A 16,460-nucleotide genomic window follows, 5' to 3' on the forward strand; every position below is an offset into this window, starting at 1 on the left:
GCGCCGTCGACGGAGGTCGACCATGGACGTGACCGAGGCCGTCAGCCTGCTGTTCTCCCCACAGGGGCGGACCGACCCCTATCCGGCGTACGAGCGGCTACGGGCGTACGGGCCGGTGGTGGGGACCGACCTGGGCGTGCACGTCGCCACCGGCTACGCGGTCATCGACGAGACACTGCGGGACCCCCGGTTCGGGGTGACGTACGAGCCGCTGCCGGCCACCCCGATCGCGGGCTGGTCGACCAGCCCGGCGGTCGCCACCATCGCCCGGTCGATGCTGCGCGCCAACCCGCCCGACCACGGACGGATGCGGCAGCTCGTCGCCGCGGCGTTCACCCCCCGCCGGATCGCCGCCCTGCGGGAGGTGGTGACCGCCCAGGCCACCGAGCTGCTGAAGGCGATGGTCGCCCGGGGCGCCGGCGGGGCCACCGTCGACGTGCTGGCCGAGTTCGCCTACCCACTGCCGATCGGGGTGATCTGCGCCCTGCTCGGCGTGCCGGCCGGGGACCGGGACGCGTTCCGGGCGTGGACCATCGACCTGGCCGGCGCGCTGGAACCGGACCTCACCGAGTCCGACCTGGCCGTCGCCGACCGGGGTGCGCTTGCGCTGCGCGACTACGTCGCCGCGCTGGTCGACGCCCGCCGCCGGGACCCGGCCGACGACCTGGTCACCGCGCTGGTGCGGGCGCACGACGCCGAGGTCGGCCGGATCTCCGGCGACGAACTCCTGGCGAACCTGGTGATCCTGCTGGTGGCCGGGTTCGAGACCACCACCAACCTGATCGGCAACGGGCTGGTGGTGCTGCTGCGGCACCCGGCGCACGCCGACGCGTTGCGCGCCGACCCCGACCGGGCCGGGGCGTACGTGGCGGAACTGCTCCGGATCGACTCCCCGGTGCAGATGACCAGCCGGACCAGCACCGTCGAGCTGACCCTGGCCGGGGTGCCGGTGCCGGCCGGACACCGGGTGCTGCTCCTGCTCGGCGCGGGCAACCGGGACCCGGAACGCTTCCCCGACCCGTCCCGGTTCGATCCGTCCCGCCCGCACAACCAGCCGCTCTCCTTCGGTGGTGGGCCGCACTACTGCCTCGGCGCGGCGCTGGCCCGGCTGGAGGCCGAGATCGCCTTCCCCCTGCTGCTGCGGACGTTGCCCGGCCTGGCGTTGGCCGGCGAGCCGCAGCACCGGACCCGACTGACCCTGCGCGGCTACCAGAGCCTCCCGGTGACCCTCGGCCCCCGGCCCCCGTCGTCGGTCCCGGCCGACCCGCAGTCACCGTCGGTCCCGGCCGCCCCTCAGCCCTGGTCGTCGGTCCCGGCCGACCTTCAGTCACCGTCGGTCCCGGCCGGCCGCCGGCCGACCGTCGACCGTCGCTGACGGTCGGCACGTCGCCGAGGGCCGGTACGTCGGTAACCGGCCGGTACGTCTGCGGGTGCGGTACGTCGGTAACCGGCCGGCGTCCCCGGGGCCGGTGCGTCGGTGGACGAGCGGTGGGGCGGCGGGTCACCGGGCGGCGTGCCGCTGGTGGCGGTACACCGCCGGGGCCGGTCCGGACACTCCGTAGACTGGTACGGCACGACACCGTCCCACCGACGAAGGAGCCATCCCGCGTGACCGTCCAGCCCATCCGTCTGTTCGGGGATCCGGTGCTGCGCACGCCGGCCGATCCGGTGGTCGACTTCGACGCCGAGCTGCGCAAGCTCGTCGCCGACCTGACCGACACGATGCGTGAGCAGAGCGGGGCCGGCCTGGCCGCCCCGCAGCTCGGTGTGGGCCTGCGGGTGTTCACCTTCGACGTCGACGACGTGCTCGGGCACCTGGTCAACCCGGTGCTGGAGTTCCCCGACGAGGAGGAGCAGGACGGCCCGGAGGGCTGCCTGTCCATCCCCGGGCTCTACTTCGACACCAAGCGTCGGCAGAATGTCATCGCCAAGGGCTTCAACGCGTACGGTGACCCGATGCAGATCGTCGGCACCGGCCTGATGGCCCGCTGTGTGCAGCATGAGACCGACCACCTCGACGGGGTGCTGTTCGTCGACCGGCTGGACCCGGCCGGCCGCAAGGAGGCGATGAAGGCGATCCGGCAGGCCGAGTGGTACGACGCCGGCGCGCCGCCGGTGGTCAAGCTGAACCCGCACGGTTCCGCCAGCCCGTTCGGCCTGGGGCGGTGACCGGGTTGCGGTTGGTCTTCGCCGGTACGCCGGCTGTCGCGCTTCCCGCCCTGCAGGCGGTCGCCGCCTCCCGGCACGAGCTGGTCGCCGTGGTGACCCGGCCGGACGCGCCCGCCGGGCGGGGCCGTGGCCTGGTCCGGTCCCCGGTCGGCGCGTGGGCCGACGCGCACGGCGTCGAGGTGCTCACCCCGGCCCGGCCCCGGGAGCCGGAGTTCCTCGACCGGCTCCGCGAGCTGGCCCCGGACTGCGTGCCGGTGGTCGCGTACGGTGCGCTGGTGCCGCCGGTCGCGTTGGAGATCCCCCGGCACGGCTGGGTCAACCTGCACTTCTCCCTGCTGCCCGCCTGGCGGGGGGCCGCACCCGTGCAGCACGCGGTGCTGCACGGTGACGAGCTGACCGGGGCGAGCGTGTTCCAGCTGGAGGAGGGCCTGGACACCGGCCCGGTCTACGGCACGCTCACCGACCAGATCCGTCCCCAGGACACCTCCGGCGACCTGCTGGACCGGCTGGCCGGCTCCGGCGCGGGCCTGCTGGTGGCGGTCCTCGACGCGATCGCCGACGGTACCGCCCGCGCCGAGCCGCAACCGGCGGACGGGGTGTCGCTGGCGCCGAAGCTGACCGTGGAGGACGCCCAGGTCCGGTGGACCGACCCGGCCTTCGCGGTGGACCGGCGGATCCGCGCCTGTACCCCGGCCCCCGGCGGGTGGACGACGTTCCGTGGCGACCGGGTCAAGCTCGGTCCGGTGCGGCCGGTGCCCGACGGCCCCGAGCTGAAGCCGGGTGAACTGCTGGTGGAGCGCAAGCGGGTGCTGGCCGGCACGGCCACCACCCCGGTGGCGCTGGGCGAGGTGCGCGCCGCCGGCAAGAAGCCGATGCCGGCCACCGACTGGGCGCGCGGCGTCCGGGTCGACGCCGGCGAGCAGTTCGCGTGACCGGCCCGCAGGAGCGCGCCGACGGTTCCGGAGCGGACCGCCGGGACGACCGCGCCGTGACGACGGACCGCCGGGACGACCGCGCCGGGACGGACCGTCGGGACGACCGTGCCGGGACCGGGCGACGGGACGAGCGGTTCGGGGCGGGTCGTCGGGACGAGCGTCCGCAGCGCGGTGACCGCCCGGCCGGCGGTGGCGACCGGCGTGGTGGGCGGCCCGTCCGGCCCGCCGTGGACCGGCCACGGTACGCGGCGTACGAGGCGCTCGCGGCGGTGCACCGGGACGACGCGTACGCCAACCTGGTCCTGCCGGCGGTCCTGCGCGACGCGGGGCTGTACGGCCGGGACGCGGCCTTCGCCACCGAGCTGACCTACGGCACCCTACGGGCGGTGGGCACCCTCGACGCCATCCTCACCGACGCCGCCGGACGGGACGTCGCCCGGATCGACCCGCCGGTCCGTGACGCGCTGCGGCTCGGCGCGTACCAACTCCTGCACACCCGGGTTCCGCCGCACGCGGCGGTCTCGTCCACGGTGGACCTGGTCCGGGCGGTCGCGCCCGGGGCGACCGGCTTCGCCAACGCGGTGCTGCGGGAGGTCGCCGGCCGGGACGCGGACGCCTGGGTGCAGCGGCTCGCTCCGGCGATGGAGAGCGACCCGATCGGGCATCTCGCGCTGGCCCACAGCCATCCACAGTGGATCGTCCGGGCGTTCGCCGAGGCGCTCGGCGGTGACCTGGGGGAGACGACCCGGTTGCTGATCGAGGACAACGACCCCGCGCCGGTGCACCTGTGCGCCCGGCCGGGGCTGGCCGACCCGGTGGAGCTGGCCGACGCGGTCGGTGGCGCGCCGGGGGCGTTCTCCCCGTACGCGGTCTACCTGGCCGGCGGCGCGCCCGGTGACCTGCCTGCCCTGGCCGAGGGCCGGGCGCACGTGCAGGACGAGGGCTCCCAGCTGGTGGCGGCGGCGCTGGCCGACGCGCCGCTGGACGGCCCGGACGGCCGCTGGCTGGACCTCTGCGCCGGGCCGGGCGGCAAGACCGGCCTGCTCAGCGCGCTCGCCGCCCAGCGGGGTGCCCGGGTGACCGCGGTCGAGGTGGCCGAGCACCGGGCCCGCCTGGTCGCCCAGGCCACCCGGGGGTTGCCGGTGACCGTGCTGGCGACCGACGGGCGCACCGTCGGGTCCGACCCGAAACTGCCGGAGGAGCACTTCGACCGGGTGCTGGTGGACGCGCCCTGCACCGGGCTGGGGTCCCTGCGCCGCCGGCCGGAGTCGCGCTGGCGTCGCCAGCCGTCCGACCTGCCGCCACTGACCCGGCTCCAGCGGGAACTGCTCGTCGCCGGCCTGCGGGCGGCCCGGCCGGGCGGCCTGGTCGCGTACGTGACGTGCTCGCCGCACACGGTGGAGACGCACGTGACGGTCACCGAGGCGGCCCGCCGCTGCGGGGCGCCGGTGGACTTCGTGGACGCGCGGGAACTGCTGCCGGCCGGGATGCCGGGGCTCGGGGCCGGGCCGACCGTGCAGCTCTGGCCGCACCGGCACGGCACCGACGCGATGTTCCTGGCGGTGCTGCGCCGGGGCTGACGCCGACGACCGGGTGCGCGGCGGGTCCGCTGCGCACCCGGTCCGGCCCGCTACGGGGCCCCGGTCCGGCCCGCTACGGGGCCCCGGTCCGGCCCGCTACGGGGCCCCGGTCCGGCCCGCTACGGGGCCCCGGTCCGGCCCGCTACGGGGCCCCGGTCCGGCCCGCTACGGGGCCCCGGTCCGGCCCGCTACGGGGCCCCGGTCCGGCCCGCTACGGGGCCCCGGTCCGGCCCGCTACGGGCGCGGGGACGTGCTCAGGCGTACTGGATGGGCAGGGCCTTCGTGCCGCCACCCTTGACCGAGCGGGTCAGCTTGCGCTTGTCGGTCCACACGAAGCACTTCACCCCGCGGTTGCCGTCGGCCCACTCGTCCTCGTCCGGCTGGTAGGCGATCGTCCCGGAGCGGTACTTGAGGTTGCTGTCGTCGGGCAGCTTCGCGTACTTGGCGACCAGCTTCAGGCAGGCCCGGTGGATCTTCTCGTCGTTCTTCTCGAACGCGGCGTAGCTGCCCGCCGCCGCCTCGTGGACCCCGACGAACTCGGCGTTGTGCTGCTTCGTGCACGCCACCGGGTTCATCTCGTCCACCCGGCGCGCGGCGTCGAGCGTGGCGTTGAAGCAGCCGTAGGTGAGCGGGGAGCCGGGCTTCAACGCCCCGGCGAGACTGGTGGTGCGCTTCTTCGGGTCGTCCAGTTCGAGGCTGGTCTGCTCGACGAGGTCGCACCGGAACCAGCGGGCCCCGCCGCGCCACCCGGCCGGCGACGGGAACACGATGCTCAGGCCGATCCGTCCCGACCGCCAGTCCGCCCCGAGGACCCGCGCGATCTCCCGCTGGCACTCGGCGTACGCCGCCTGCCGCGGGGTCGACCCGACCGGCGGGGGCGTGGACCGTTCGGCGTTCGCGCCGGTGAGGGTGCCCAGGTGCACGGTCTCGGTGAGGTGTTCCGTGGTGCAGGCCACCGGCTGGTACGAGGTGACGTACCCGATCTGCTGGTGGAAGGGGTGGCAGGTGCCGTTCTCCGGCTGGAACACCGCCGGCGCGGCCGGGAGTTTCCAGTCGTCGGCCAGGTCACCGTCGGTGCCCTCGGGCACCCCGCAGCCGGCCAGCGCCAGGGCCGCCACCGCACCCAGGGCGCCCGCCCTCAACCACCGTCGCATCGTCCCAACCTTCCCCGTGGTGGGCGTCGCCACCTGCCGCCGAGGTGCACGCCACGGCGCAGGAGCATACGGCACCGTCAGCTCGCGGGGAGCCCGGCCGGACCGGCCCCGCGCATCGAGCGGGTGAGCTTGCGGTCGTCGCTCCACAGGAAACACCGCACACCCCGGTCGCCCTCCGCCCACTCCTGCCGGCTCGGCGGATAGAAGATCGAACCCACCCGGTACGGCAGGTCGCCGTTGTTCGGCACCTTCGCGTACTCGGCGATCAGCCCCAGGCAGCGCCGGTGCACCGCGTCGTCGGCGGCGGCGAACCGGGCCCAGCTCATCTCCCGTTCCCGGTACACGCCGACGAACTCGGCGCGGTGCGGCTCGGTGCAGAGCACCGGGGCCATGTAGTTCAGGTCGTCGGCGATGAGTTTGGGGTCGAAGCAGCGGTGGGTGAGCGGCGAGTCGCCGATCAGGGCACCCCGCAGGCTGCCGCTGCGGACCACCGGCCGGTTGTTGTCCAGGCTGCCGGTCTCGCTCAGGTCGCAGCGGTACCAGCGGGCCCCGGCCGCCCAGGCGGCCGTGCTGGGCAGCGTGACCTGGAGGGTGAGCCGGGCCGACCGCCAGTCTCCGCCGAGCACCTCCCGGGTCCGCTGGTCGCAGTCGGCGCGGATCGCGCGCAGCGCCGCCGACCCGGCCGCCGGCCGCTCGACCGTGCCGTCGGTGGCCGCCCGGTCGGCGGTCGGGCCGTCGGTGGGTGTCCGGTCGCTGGTCGGGCCGTCGGTGGGTGTCCGGTCGGCGGTCGGGCCGTCCGGCACGGGGCCGGTGTCGGTGGCCGGGCGGTCCGGCACGGTGGCCGTGCCGTCGACCGTGCCGACGTGGATCGTCTCGGCCAGGTGCGGGCGGGCGCAGTCGACGGTCTCGTAGCCGGCGGCCTGGGCCACCGCACTGATCCGGGGCAGGCAGACGCCCGCGGCGGGCACGAACGGGCGGGCGGCCGGCAGGGCCGGCCAGTCGTCGGTCAGATCACCGTCGGCCGGGCCCGGCCGGGCGCACCCGGCCACCGACGCCAGCGCGCCGGCCAACACCAGCGCCACGAGCACCCGTCGCATCGTCCGCCCTTTCCCGGGAACCGACGACCGGCGCCGGCCGCCCCGAGCGCCCGGCCTCGCACCGTCCCTGTTGGAGTGTCGCGGCCGTCCGGCCGTTCGGCCAGTGTCGACCGGCTTTCCGTCCGGCGTGTCGGTCGCCGGACGGTGGACGGGCGACAGAGCGTGACGTCCGGGTGGCGTCGGGTGTCCGACCGTGGCGCGTGCCGGCCCGGGGTGGGCGCGTTCGTACACTGGCCTGGTGACCGTACCGCCGCCGATCGTCGCGCCCAGCATCCTCGCCGCCGATTTCGCCCGCCTCGCCGACGAGGTACGGGCCGTGGAACATGCCGCGGACTGGCTGCACGTGGACGTGATGGACAACCACTTCGTGCCGAACCTGACGATCGGGCTGCCGGTCGTGCAGAGCCTGCGGGCGGTGACCGACCTGCCGTTCGACGTGCACCTCATGATCACCGATCCGCGCCGGTGGGCACCGGGCTACGCCGACGCCGGGGCGTACAACGTCACCTTCCACGCCGAGGCGTGCGACAACCCGGTGGCCCTCGCGCGGGACCTGCGCTCGGCCGGGGCGAAGGCCGGGCTGGCCATCGACCGGGACACCCCGATCGAGCCGTACCTGGACATCCTGCCCAGCTTCGACACCCTGCTGATCATGACGATCAAGGCCGGCTTCGGCGGGCAGCGGTTCCTGCCGCAGCTGCTCGACAAGGTCCGCACCGCCCGCCGGCACGTCGCCGCCGGGCACCTGGAGCTGCGGATCGAGGTGGACGGGGGGATCGCCGCCGACACCATCGCGCAGGCCGCCGAGGCGGGCGCGGACGCCTTCGTCGCCGGCACCGCCGTCTACGGCGCGGACGACCCGGCCGAGGCGATCGGGCGGCTGCGGTCCCTGGCGGAGCGCGCGGCGGCCGGGGTCTGAGCGGTGGAGCCGGCCGGTGAGCAGCCCGACGTCATCCTGGTCGTCGACGACGACCAGGACATCGCCCGGTTCGTGCAGTTCAACCTCCGGTTGCACGGTTTCGAGGTGCTGCTGGCCGGCGACGGCCAGGAGGCCCTCGAGGTGATCGAACGGCAGCGTCCCGACCTGGCCGTGGTCGACCTGATGATGCCCCGCATCGACGGTCTCGAGCTGACCCGCCGGCTGCGCGCCGACCCGATGACCTCCGCCCTGCCGGTGATCATGCTGACCGCCAAGGGGATGACCGTCGACAAGGTGCACGGGCTCAGCGCCGGCGCCGACGACTACCTGGTCAAGCCGTTCGACACGCTCGAACTGGTGGCCCGGGTCTCCTCCACGCTGCGCCGCAACAAGGAGTTCCGCGAGGTCTCCCCGCTGACCGGGCTGCCCGGCAACAGCCGGATCCGCCGCGAGATCACCGACCGGGTCCGCAGCGGCAGCGACTACGCCGTCGGGTACGTCGACATCGACCGGTTCAAGAGCGTCAACGACCGGTACGGCTTCGTCCGGGGCGACGACTTCATCTCCGCCCTGGCCCGCAGCCTGCACCGGGCGGTGGTGTCGATCGGGCTGCCGCCGGCCTTCCTCGGTCACGTCGGCGGCGACGACTTCGTGATCGTCTGCACGCCCGAGCAGGTACGCCCGCTCACCTCCCGCGCGGTGGTCGACTTCGAGACCGCCGCCGACAAGCTCTACGACCCCGAGGACGCCGAACGCGGGTACGTCGAGCTGAAGGACCGGCGCGGCAACATCCGCCGGGCCGCCCTGGTGACCCTCTCCATCGGGGTCTCCCTCTCCGACAGCCGGAAACGGTTCACCGACCCCCTGGAGGCGATCGCGGTCGCCTCGGAGATGAAATCGGTCGCCAAGAGCCAACCCGGCTCGTACGTCGCGGTGGACCGGCGACGCGGAGTGCCCTGACCGGTCCCGGACGTGCGCTGTCCGTCTCGGACGTGCCCTGACCGGTCCCGGAACGTGCGTCGCCCGTCTCGGAACGTGCGCTGCCGGTCTCCGAACGTGCCCTGACCGTCTCGGAACGTGCGCTGCCGCTGTGAGGTACCTCGCCGGGGTGGCGCGCACCCCCCGTCGGCGTGTAAGACTTCCCTCGTACCCACCACGCGCTGGCGGGACTCGGTGTAATTCCGAACCGGCGGTGATCCACGGCCCGACCGTGGTAAGCCCGCGACCCGGTCGGCTTCGGCCGCCCGGTGGACCTGGTGAGAATCCGGGGCCGACGGTTGGGGGCGGGGCCACCCGCACCCAGACAGTCCGGATGGGAGACAGCGCGCGGGACGGACGGCCCCGGTGCCGGCGACCATGCCGGCTGCCCGAGGGCCTTCCCGGGCCGGCCCCGCCGTCCCCGGGTTCCGCCGCCGCCTGCCCGCCTCCCGCCCCGCCCGCGCGTCGAGACGCGTGAGAGAGCAGGGGTAGGCGATGGCCGGCGTCAGCACCGACGAGGCGATGCGGCGAGCCATCGCGCTCGCCTCCCGGGGCCTGGGCACCACCAGCCCCAACCCGGTGGTCGGCTGCGTGCTCCTCGACCCGGCCGGCGAGATCGTCGGGGAGGGTTTCCACGCCTACGCCGGCGGCCCGCACGCCGAGATCGTCGCCCTGGCCCAGGCCGGCAACCGGGCGAAGGGCGGCACCGCCGTGGTCACCCTGGAACCCTGCGACCACACCGGCCGCACCGGCCCCTGCACGCACGCGCTGATCCAGGCCGGCGTCGCCCGGGTGGTGGTGGCCGTGCCCGACCCCAACCCGGTCGCCTCCGGCGGGGCCGGCACGTTGCGCGCCGCCGGCATCGACGTGGAGCTGGGGGTACGCGCCGACGAGGCGGAGGCCGGCAACATCGCCTGGCTCACCTCGGTCCGCCGGGGCCGGCCGTACGTGATCTGGAAGTACGCGGCCACCCTCGACGGCCGGTCCGCCGCCGAGGACGGCACCAGCATGTGGATCACGTCCGAGGCGGCCCGGATCGACGTGCACGCGCTGCGCGCCACCGTCGACGCGATCGTGGTCGGGGTGGGCACCGTCCTCGCCGACGACCCCCGGCTGACCGTCCGGAACCTGCGCGACGGCAGCCTCGCCATCCGGCAGCCGCTGCGGGTGGTGGTGGACAGCGCCGGGCGTACCCCGGCCGACGCCCGGGTCCGCGACGCCGCCGCCGACACCTGGATCGCCACCGGCAAGGAGGTCGGCACCGGCCCGGACGGCCGGGTCGACCTGCCGGCGCTGCTCGCCGCGCTGCACCGGCGCGGGGTCCGGGCGGTGCTGCTGGAGGGCGGCCCCCGGCTGGCCGGCGGGTTCCTCGCCGCCGGGCTGGTCGACCGGGTGGTCGGCTACCTCGGGCCCCGGCTGCTCGGGGCCGGCCCGACCGCGCTGGTCGACGCGGGCGTGCACACCATCGGTGACGCCCTCGACCTGGAGATCGTCGACGTCACGCAGGTCGGCCCCGACCTGCGGATCACCGCGCTGCCCCGGAAGAGGGAGGGCTGACATGTTCACCGGCATCGTCGAGGAGTTGGGTGAGGTCGTCCGGGTCACCGAGACCGGCGACGATTCGGCGCTGGTCGCCGTCCGTGGCCCACTGGTCACCTCGGACGCCCGGCACGGTGACTCGATCGCCGTCAACGGCGTGTGCCTGACCGTGGTCGACAGCGCCGACGGGGTCTTCACCGCCGACGTGATGGGGGAGACGCTGCGCCGCTCCGCGCTCGGCGCGCTGCGCCCCGGCGACCGGGTCAACCTGGAACGGGCCGCCGCGCTCGGCAGCCGTCTCGGCGGGCACCTGGTGCAGGGGCACGTCGACGGGGTCGGCGAACTGCTCGACCGGACCCCCGCCGAGAAGTGGGAGACGGTCCGCTTCCGGCTGCCCACCGCCCTGGCCCGGTACGTGGTGGAGAAGGGCTCGATCACCGTGGACGGGGTGTCGCTGACCGTCGCGGCGGTCGGCGACGACTGGTTCGCCGTCGGGCTGATCCCGACCACCCTGGCGTTGACCACCCTCGGCGTGAAGAAACCCGGCGACCCGGTCAACCTCGAGGTGGACGTCCTCGCCAAGTACGTCGAGCGGCTGCTCGGCGACCGGCTGGCCGGGGACGCCCGGTGACCGGCCCGCTGGGCTGGCTGCTCACCGCCCAGGTCGAGGTGGTCGGCGCGCCGGTGCTGGTCCGGGAGATCGTCGGCAACGGGTTCGGGCTGGTCTCGGCGCTGCTCGGGCTGCGCCGCCTGGTCTGGGCCTGGCCGGTCGGCATGGTCGGCAACGCGCTGCTGCTGACCGTCTTCCTCGGCGGCGTGTTCGCCACCCCGCAGGCGCACGACCTGTACGGGCAGGCCGGCCGGCAGGTGTTCTTCTTCGCGGTGGCCTGCTACGGCTGGTGGCGGTGGTCGCGTACCCGCCGGGCCGGGGAGGCGTCGGACGGCGCGGCGGTCACCCCGCGCTGGGCCACCGGCCGGGAGCGGCTGGGGCTGCTGGTGGCGGCGGTGGTCGGCACCGCGGTGGCGTACCCGGTGCTGGCCGCGCTCGGCTCGTGGGGGCCGCTGCCGGACGCCTGGATCCTGGTCGGCAGCCTGCTCGCCACGTACGGCATGGCCCGGGGCTGGGTCGATTTCTGGCTGATCTGGATCGCGGTGGACGCGGTCGGGGTGCCGCTGCTGCTGCGCGGCGGTTTCTATCCGTCGGCCGCCATGTACCTGGGCTACGGCCTGTTCTGCGCCTGGGGTCTGGTCAGTTGGTGGCGGACCTCCCGGGCGGCCGGGGCGCGCCGTGATCCCGTCCCGTCGAGCTACCTGGAGGCCGTCGCATGACCACGTTCGGAACCATCGCGCAGGCGGTGGCGGACATCGCCGCCGGCCGGCCGGTCGTCGTGGTCGACGACGCCGACCGGGAGAACGAGGGCGACCTGATCTTCGCCGCCGAGCGGGCCACCCCGGAGCTGCTCGCGTTCATGGTCCGGCACACCTCCGGCTACATCTGCGTGCCGCTGACCGAGAGCGAGTGCGATCGGCTGGACCTGCCGCCGATGCATCACACCAACCAGGACCGGCGGGGCACCGCGTACACGGTCACCGTGGACGCCCGGGAGGGCGTCAGCACCGGCATCTCCGCCGCCGACCGGGCGCACACCATCCGGCTGCTCGCCGCCGCCGACACCAGCCCCGCCGACCTGGCCCGGCCGGGCCACGTGGTGCCGCTGCGGGCCCGCGAGGGCGGGGTGCTGCGCCGTCCCGGCCACACCGAGGCGGCCGTCGACCTGACCCGGCTGGCCGGGCTGCGTCCGGCCGGGGTGCTCTGCGAGCTGGTCAACGACGACGGCACCATGATGCGCCTGCCGGACCTGGAGAAGTTCTGCGCCGAGCACGGCCTCACCCTGGTCACCATCGCCGACCTGGTCGCCCACCGGCGGCGTACCGAGAAGCAGGTCGAGCTGGTCGCGGACGCCCGGATGCCGACCCGGCACGGGGTGTTCCGGGCGCTGGGCTACCGCACCGCGCACGACCCCGCCGAGCACATCGCGCTGGTGATGGGTGACCTCGGTGACGGCCGGGACGTGCTGGTGCGGGTGCACTCCGAGTGCCTCACCGGGGACGTGTTCGGGTCGCTGCGCTGCGACTGCGGGCCGCAGCTCAACGCCGCCCTGGCCCGGGTCGCGCAGGAGGGCCGGGGCGTGGTGCTCTACGTCCGGGGGCACGAGGGGCGCGGCATCGGGCTGCTGCACAAGCTCCAGGCGTACCAGTTGCAGGACCTGGGCCGGGACACCGTCGACGCGAACCTCGACCTGGGGCTGCCGGCCGACGCCCGCGACTACGGCACCGGCGCGCAGATCCTGTACGACCTGGGGGTCCGGTCGATGCGGCTGCTGACCAACAACCCGGCCAAACGGGCCGGGCTGGAGGGGTACGGCCTGACCGTCACCGGCCGGGAGGCGCTGCCGGTGCACCCGCACCCGGAGAACGTGCGCTACCTGCGGACCAAGCGGGACCGGATGGGGCACCTGCTGGACGAGCTGGACGAGGTGACCGAGACGCCGCTGGGCCGGGTGGCCGCGGCCGACGAGATCGGAGCGTGAGATGGCGGGTTTCGGTGAGCCGGGGGTGAGCACGGTGGACGCCGCCGGCCTGACCGTGGGGGTGGTGGCGGCCCGCTGGCACGGCGACCTGACCGACCACATGCTGGACCGGGCGGTCGCCGCCGCGCAGGCGTGCGGGGCGCGGGCGGTGACCGCCCGGGTGGCCGGGTCGGTGGAGCTGCCGGTGGTGGCGCAGGCCCTGGCCCGGCGCTGCGACGTGGTGGTGGCGCTCGGCGTGGTGGTGCGCGGGGCCACCGCCCACTTCGACTACGTCTGCCGGTCGGTGACCGACGGGCTGACCCGGGTGGCGCTGGACGAGGGGAAGCCGGTGGCGCACGGGGTGCTCACCGTGGACACCATCGAGCAGGCCCGGGACCGGGCCGGGCTGCCCGGTTCGGCGGAGGACAAGGGCTGGGCGGCCACCGTGGCCGCCCTCGACGCGGCCCTGGCGATCCGGGACCTGGCCGCCGCCAACGGCCACCGGGTCGGCTTCGGCCGCTGAGCCACCGCTTCGGCGCGGACCGTTCCCGGTCGGCCGACCGGGTTCCAGCCCGGCGGGCCGTTTCCAGCCCGGCGGACCAGGTTCCCGGTCGGCCGGTCGGGGCCGGTCGGGGGTCAGAGCCGGCCGGCCTCGATGATCCGGCGGAGGAACTGCCGGGTGCGGGGCTGGGTGGGGTCGCCGAGCACCTGCTCCGGCGGCCCGGACTCGACGACCCGGCCGCCGTCGAGGAAGCAGACCCGGTCGGCCACCTCCCGGGCGAAGCCCATCTCGTGGGTGGCCAGCACCATCGTCATCCCGTCCGCCTTCAGCTCCCGGATCAGCGCCAGCACCTCGCCGACCAGCTCCGGGTCCAGCGCCGAGGTCACCTCGTCCAGCAGCATCAGCCGGGGCGAGTTCGCCAGTGCCCGGACGATCGCCACCCGCTGCTGCTGCCCGCCGGAGAGCCGGTCCGGGTAGGCGTCCGCCTTGTCCACCAGGCCGACCCGGGCCAGCAGTTCCCGGGCCTGGGTCTCGGCCTCGGCGCGGGCCCGTCGGTGCACCCGGCGCGGCGCGAGGGTGACGTTCTCCAGCACCGTCAGGTGCGGGAAGAGGTTGTACGACTGGAAGACCATGCCGATGCGGCGGCGTACCCGGTCGGCGTCCACCCGCGGGTCGGAGATGTCCTCCCCGTCCAGTTCGATCGTCCCGTCGTCGAGCTGCTCCAGCAGGTTCACCACCCGCAGCAGGGTGGACTTGCCCGATCCGGACGCCCCGATCAGGGCCACCACCTGGTGCTCGGCGACGGTCAGGTCGAGCCGGTCGAGGACCGGGTGACCACCGAACTCCTTGCGCAGCCCTCGGCAGGTGAGCAGGGCCATGTCAGCCTCCGGACTGGCGTCGGGCCGCCCGCAGCGTCACCCAGTCGGTGACCGCGATCAGCGGGATGGCGAGCAGCACGAACAGCACCCCGGCCAGGATGTACGGGGTGTAGTTGAACGTCTCGGCGGTGGCGATCTGCGCGGCGCGGACCGCGTCGATCGGACCGGCCAGGGAGACCAGCCCGACGTCCTTCTGCAACGCCACCACGTCGTTGAGCAGCGGCGGGGCCACCCGGCGGACGGCCTGCGGCAGCACCACGTGCCGCATGGTCTGCCGGTGGGTCAGCCCGAGCGAGCGGGCTGCGGCGAGCTGACTGGGGTGGACCGACTCGATGCCGGCCCGGAACACCTCGGCCAGGTACCCGCCGTAGGTGAGTACCAGGGCGGCCCCGCCCAGCACCAGCACCGACGGCATGCCCTGCAACCGCAGGCCGGGCACCCCGAGGGTGAGCACGTACAGCACGATGATCAGCGGCAGGCCCCGGAAGGTGTACGTGTAGCCGGCGGCCAGGGCGCGGACCGGGAAGAACACCGGCCCGCGCAGCGTCCGCAGCACCGCGATGAGCAGGCCCAGCAGCAGCGCGCCGGCCGCGCAGCAGACCAGCAGCCGGACGTTGAGCCAGAGCCCGGTCAGCACCGTGGGTAGGGCGTCCCGGGCGATCGCCGGGTCCAGGAAGGACGCGCGGACCCGCTCCCAGCCGGGTGCGCCGGTCACCGCGACGACCAGCAGCGTGCCGAGCGCCGCCGTGGAGGAGGCGGCGACCAGCACGCTCTGGATCGTCTGCCGGCGGCGGTACGCGGCCCGCTGCCGCTGTACCGCCGAGGGGGTGTGGCCGAGCGTGGTCACGTCAGCTCGGGTGCCCCGGCCACCTGGGCGAGCCACCGCTGCTCCAGGGCCTTCAGGGTGCCGGCCCGCTCGAGCGCGCCGACCGCCTGGCTGACACAACCGGTCAGCGGGGACCCCTTGTCCAGCAGCAGTCCGAACGTTTCGGGCGTGCCGACCTGCGGCACCTGCCCGACGATGACCGCCTCGGGGATCTCCGCGCCGGTGATGTAGAACGCGGTGGGCAGGTCCACGACCAGCCCGTCGAGCTGCCCGTTCTGCAGGGCCTTCTTGGCGTCGTCGTTGCTGTTGTAGACCTGCGGCTGCCCGGTCGGCTTGATCACGTCGGTGATCGCCTGGTAGCTGGTGGTGCCCACCTGCGCGCCGAGTTTGGCGTTCCGCAGGTCGGCCAGGGACGTCTTTCCGGCGATCTTCGAGGTCTTCAGCGCGATGACGGTCTGCCGGACGAAGTAGTACGGGGCGGAGAAGTCCACCGCCTGCTTGCGTTCCTCGGTGATCGAGAACTGGTTGATGTCGAAGTCGAACTCCTTCGGGCCGGGCGCGATGGCGCTGTCGAACTTGACCCGGGTCCAGGTCACGTCGCCGCGGGCGAACCCGAGCTGTTCGGCCACCGCGTACGCCACGGCGGCCTCGAAGCCTTCGCCGCTGTCCGGCTTGTTCTCCCGGAACCACGGCTCGTAGGCGGGTTCGTCGGTGGCGATGGTGAGCCGGCCCGGGGTCCGGGTGGGCAGGGTGTCCTTGGTGCAGGCGGCGGCGCTGCCGCTGGCGGCGGGGGCGGGGGTGGCGTCGTCCTGCGGGGCGCAGCCGGCCACCGCCGCCAGCAGGACCCCGGCGCAGGTGAGCACGACGGTACGTGGAGTGAGCATGCCGCACAGCGTAGGGCCATCCCGGGCGCACCCCGACCGGTGCCCCACCATTCCGGTAGGGAATCGATGCCGTTCCGTTGCCCGGACCGGCCCGGACCCGGCGCTCGGTGCCCCCGTGGCCGCTGCAAGAATCACGTTCCGTGAAGACGTTCGAGGAGTTGTTCGCCGAGCTGCAGGCCAAGGCCGCCGCCGGCACCCCGGGCTCGGGCACGGTCGCCGCGCTGGAGCGGGGGGTCCACTTCATCGGCAAGAAGGTCGTCGAGGAGGCGGCCGAGTCGTGGATGGCCGCCGAGCACGAGGGGCCGCAGCGCACCGCCGAGGAGATCTCCCAACTGCTGTACCAGGTCCAGGTGCTGATGCTGGCCAGCGGGCTCGAACTCGAGGACGTCTACCGACATCTGTGAGTGCCCACCCCGACCGGTCCGTCAC

The 16,460-nt window shown here is 74.6% G+C and carries 16 protein-coding genes, 1 pseudogene and 1 riboswitch; of the genes and pseudogenes, 12 read left to right on the forward strand and 5 right to left on the reverse strand.

The features are described from left to right. Nucleotides 1-22: 22 nt before the first annotated feature. The 4 genes and pseudogenes from PVK37_RS17750 to PVK37_RS17765 all read left to right on the forward strand — a co-directional run. Nucleotides 23-1,300: pseudogene (locus tag PVK37_RS17750) on the forward strand (cytochrome P450); the annotation flags it as partial. A gap of 308 nt (nucleotides 1,301-1,608) precedes the next feature. Beyond that, nucleotides 1,609-2,169: a peptide deformylase gene (def, locus tag PVK37_RS17755; protein ID WP_275028566.1), complete on the forward strand. Its 561-nt coding sequence runs from the start codon at nucleotides 1,609-1,611 to the stop codon at nucleotides 2,167-2,169. 5 nt (nucleotides 2,170-2,174) lie between these two features. Next, nucleotides 2,175-3,101, forward strand: a complete 927-nt coding sequence (gene fmt, locus PVK37_RS17760; protein WP_275035154.1) for a methionyl-tRNA formyltransferase — start codon at nucleotides 2,175-2,177, stop codon at nucleotides 3,099-3,101. A gap of 56 nt (nucleotides 3,102-3,157) precedes the next feature. Further along, the gene (locus PVK37_RS17765) at nucleotides 3,158-4,684 is read left to right on the forward strand and encodes an RsmB/NOP family class I SAM-dependent RNA methyltransferase (protein ID WP_423791088.1); all 1,527 of its coding nucleotides are present in this window, start codon (nucleotides 3,158-3,160) and stop codon (nucleotides 4,682-4,684) included. Between the two features lie 254 nt (nucleotides 4,685-4,938). Here PVK37_RS17765 and PVK37_RS17770 read toward each other — a convergent pair whose 3' ends face one another. Both PVK37_RS17770 and PVK37_RS17775 read right to left on the reverse strand, forming a co-directional pair. Beyond that, a complete protein-coding gene (locus tag PVK37_RS17770; RefSeq protein WP_275028568.1) occupies nucleotides 4,939-5,838 on the reverse strand; it encodes a septum formation family protein in 900 nt (299 codons plus the stop codon). 77 nt (nucleotides 5,839-5,915) lie between these two features. Next, nucleotides 5,916-6,935 (reverse strand): septum formation family protein, encoded by a 1,020-nt coding sequence (locus PVK37_RS17775; protein ID WP_275028569.1) that lies wholly within the window; start codon nucleotides 6,933-6,935, stop codon nucleotides 5,916-5,918. A gap of 238 nt (nucleotides 6,936-7,173) precedes the next feature. Between PVK37_RS17775 and rpe the strand changes: the two genes are divergently transcribed. The 7 genes from rpe (at nucleotide 7,174) to ribH (ending at nucleotide 13,464) form a co-directional block, all read left to right on the forward strand. After that, complete coding sequence (gene rpe / locus PVK37_RS17780) at nucleotides 7,174-7,854, forward strand: ribulose-phosphate 3-epimerase (RefSeq protein WP_275028571.1); 681 nt, start codon at nucleotides 7,174-7,176, stop codon at nucleotides 7,852-7,854. Between the two features lie 3 nt (nucleotides 7,855-7,857). Continuing rightward, nucleotides 7,858-8,814, forward strand: a complete 957-nt coding sequence (locus tag PVK37_RS17785; RefSeq protein ID WP_275028572.1) for a GGDEF domain-containing response regulator — start codon at nucleotides 7,858-7,860, stop codon at nucleotides 8,812-8,814. Nucleotides 8,815-9,009: 195 nt separating this feature from the next. Continuing rightward, a riboswitch (FMN riboswitch) is annotated at nucleotides 9,010-9,182 on the forward strand. A gap of 145 nt (nucleotides 9,183-9,327) precedes the next feature. Continuing rightward, nucleotides 9,328-10,389, forward strand: a complete 1,062-nt coding sequence (ribD, locus tag PVK37_RS17790; RefSeq protein ID WP_275028573.1) for a bifunctional diaminohydroxyphosphoribosylaminopyrimidine deaminase/5-amino-6-(5-phosphoribosylamino)uracil reductase RibD — start codon at nucleotides 9,328-9,330, stop codon at nucleotides 10,387-10,389. 1 nt (nucleotide 10,390) lies between these two features. Next, entirely contained in the window at nucleotides 10,391-11,002 is a 612-nt protein-coding gene (locus PVK37_RS17795; RefSeq protein WP_275028574.1) for a riboflavin synthase, read from the forward strand. Beyond that, nucleotides 10,999-11,700, forward strand: coding sequence for a nicotinamide riboside transporter PnuC (gene pnuC, locus PVK37_RS17800; protein ID WP_275028575.1), 702 nt, complete (start codon nucleotides 10,999-11,001; stop codon nucleotides 11,698-11,700). The genes PVK37_RS17795 and pnuC overlap by 4 nt, the downstream gene beginning before the upstream one ends. Next, nucleotides 11,697-12,962 (forward strand): bifunctional 3,4-dihydroxy-2-butanone-4-phosphate synthase/GTP cyclohydrolase II, encoded by a 1,266-nt coding sequence (locus PVK37_RS17805; protein ID WP_275028576.1) that lies wholly within the window; start codon nucleotides 11,697-11,699, stop codon nucleotides 12,960-12,962. Before pnuC ends, PVK37_RS17805 begins: the two co-directional genes overlap by 4 nt. A 1-nt stretch (nucleotide 12,963) precedes the next feature. Beyond that, nucleotides 12,964-13,464: a 6,7-dimethyl-8-ribityllumazine synthase gene (ribH, locus tag PVK37_RS17810; protein WP_275028577.1), complete on the forward strand. Its 501-nt coding sequence runs from the start codon at nucleotides 12,964-12,966 to the stop codon at nucleotides 13,462-13,464. Between the two features lie 113 nt (nucleotides 13,465-13,577). Here the strand turns inward: ribH and PVK37_RS17815 are convergent, their stop codons facing one another. The 3 genes from PVK37_RS17815 to PVK37_RS17825 are packed head-to-tail and all read right to left on the reverse strand — an operon-like array spanning nucleotide 13,578 to nucleotide 16,031. Then, nucleotides 13,578-14,321, reverse strand: coding sequence for an amino acid ABC transporter ATP-binding protein (locus PVK37_RS17815; protein ID WP_275028578.1), 744 nt, complete (start codon nucleotides 14,319-14,321; stop codon nucleotides 13,578-13,580). Nucleotide 14,322: 1 nt separating this feature from the next. After that, nucleotides 14,323-15,168 carry an amino acid ABC transporter permease gene (locus PVK37_RS17820; protein WP_275028579.1) on the reverse strand — a complete coding sequence of 282 codons (846 nt, stop codon included), beginning with the start codon at nucleotides 15,166-15,168 and terminating at the stop codon, nucleotides 14,323-14,325. Further along, the gene (locus PVK37_RS17825) at nucleotides 15,165-16,031 is read right to left on the reverse strand and encodes an ABC transporter substrate-binding protein (RefSeq protein ID WP_275028580.1); all 867 of its coding nucleotides are present in this window, start codon (nucleotides 16,029-16,031) and stop codon (nucleotides 15,165-15,167) included. The genes PVK37_RS17820 and PVK37_RS17825 overlap by 4 nt, the downstream gene beginning before the upstream one ends. Before the next feature lie 140 nt (nucleotides 16,032-16,171). Between PVK37_RS17825 and PVK37_RS17830 the strand changes: the two genes are divergently transcribed. After that, complete coding sequence (locus PVK37_RS17830; RefSeq protein WP_275028581.1) at nucleotides 16,172-16,435, forward strand: phosphoribosyl-ATP diphosphatase; 264 nt, start codon at nucleotides 16,172-16,174, stop codon at nucleotides 16,433-16,435. Nucleotides 16,436-16,460: the final 25 nt, after the last annotated feature.

It is taken from the genome of Micromonospora cathayae (assembly GCF_028993575.1).
Classification (GTDB): domain Bacteria; phylum Actinomycetota; class Actinomycetes; order Mycobacteriales; family Micromonosporaceae; genus Micromonospora; species Micromonospora cathayae.

Excerpts from the sequence above, each read along its gene's own strand:
- PVK37_RS17815 (WP_275028578.1), bottom strand. The coding sequence starts at position 14,321 with ATGGCCCTGCTCACCTGCCGAGGGCTGCGCAAGGAGTTCGGTGGTCAC.
- PVK37_RS17805 (WP_275028576.1), top strand. The coding sequence starts at position 11,697 with ATGACCACGTTCGGAACCATCGCGCAGGCGGTGGCGGACATCGCCGCC.
- PVK37_RS17775 (WP_275028569.1), bottom strand. The coding sequence starts at position 6,935 with ATGCGACGGGTGCTCGTGGCGCTGGTGTTGGCCGGCGCGCTGGCGTCG.
- PVK37_RS17795 (WP_275028574.1), top strand. The coding sequence starts at position 10,391 with ATGTTCACCGGCATCGTCGAGGAGTTGGGTGAGGTCGTCCGGGTCACC.
- ribD (WP_275028573.1), top strand. The coding sequence starts at position 9,328 with ATGGCCGGCGTCAGCACCGACGAGGCGATGCGGCGAGCCATCGCGCTC.
- ribH (WP_275028577.1), top strand. The coding sequence starts at position 12,964 with ATGGCGGGTTTCGGTGAGCCGGGGGTGAGCACGGTGGACGCCGCCGGC.
- PVK37_RS17825 (WP_275028580.1), bottom strand. The coding sequence starts at position 16,031 with ATGCTCACTCCACGTACCGTCGTGCTCACCTGCGCCGGGGTCCTGCTG.
- PVK37_RS17770 (WP_275028568.1), bottom strand. The coding sequence starts at position 5,838 with ATGCGACGGTGGTTGAGGGCGGGCGCCCTGGGTGCGGTGGCGGCCCTG.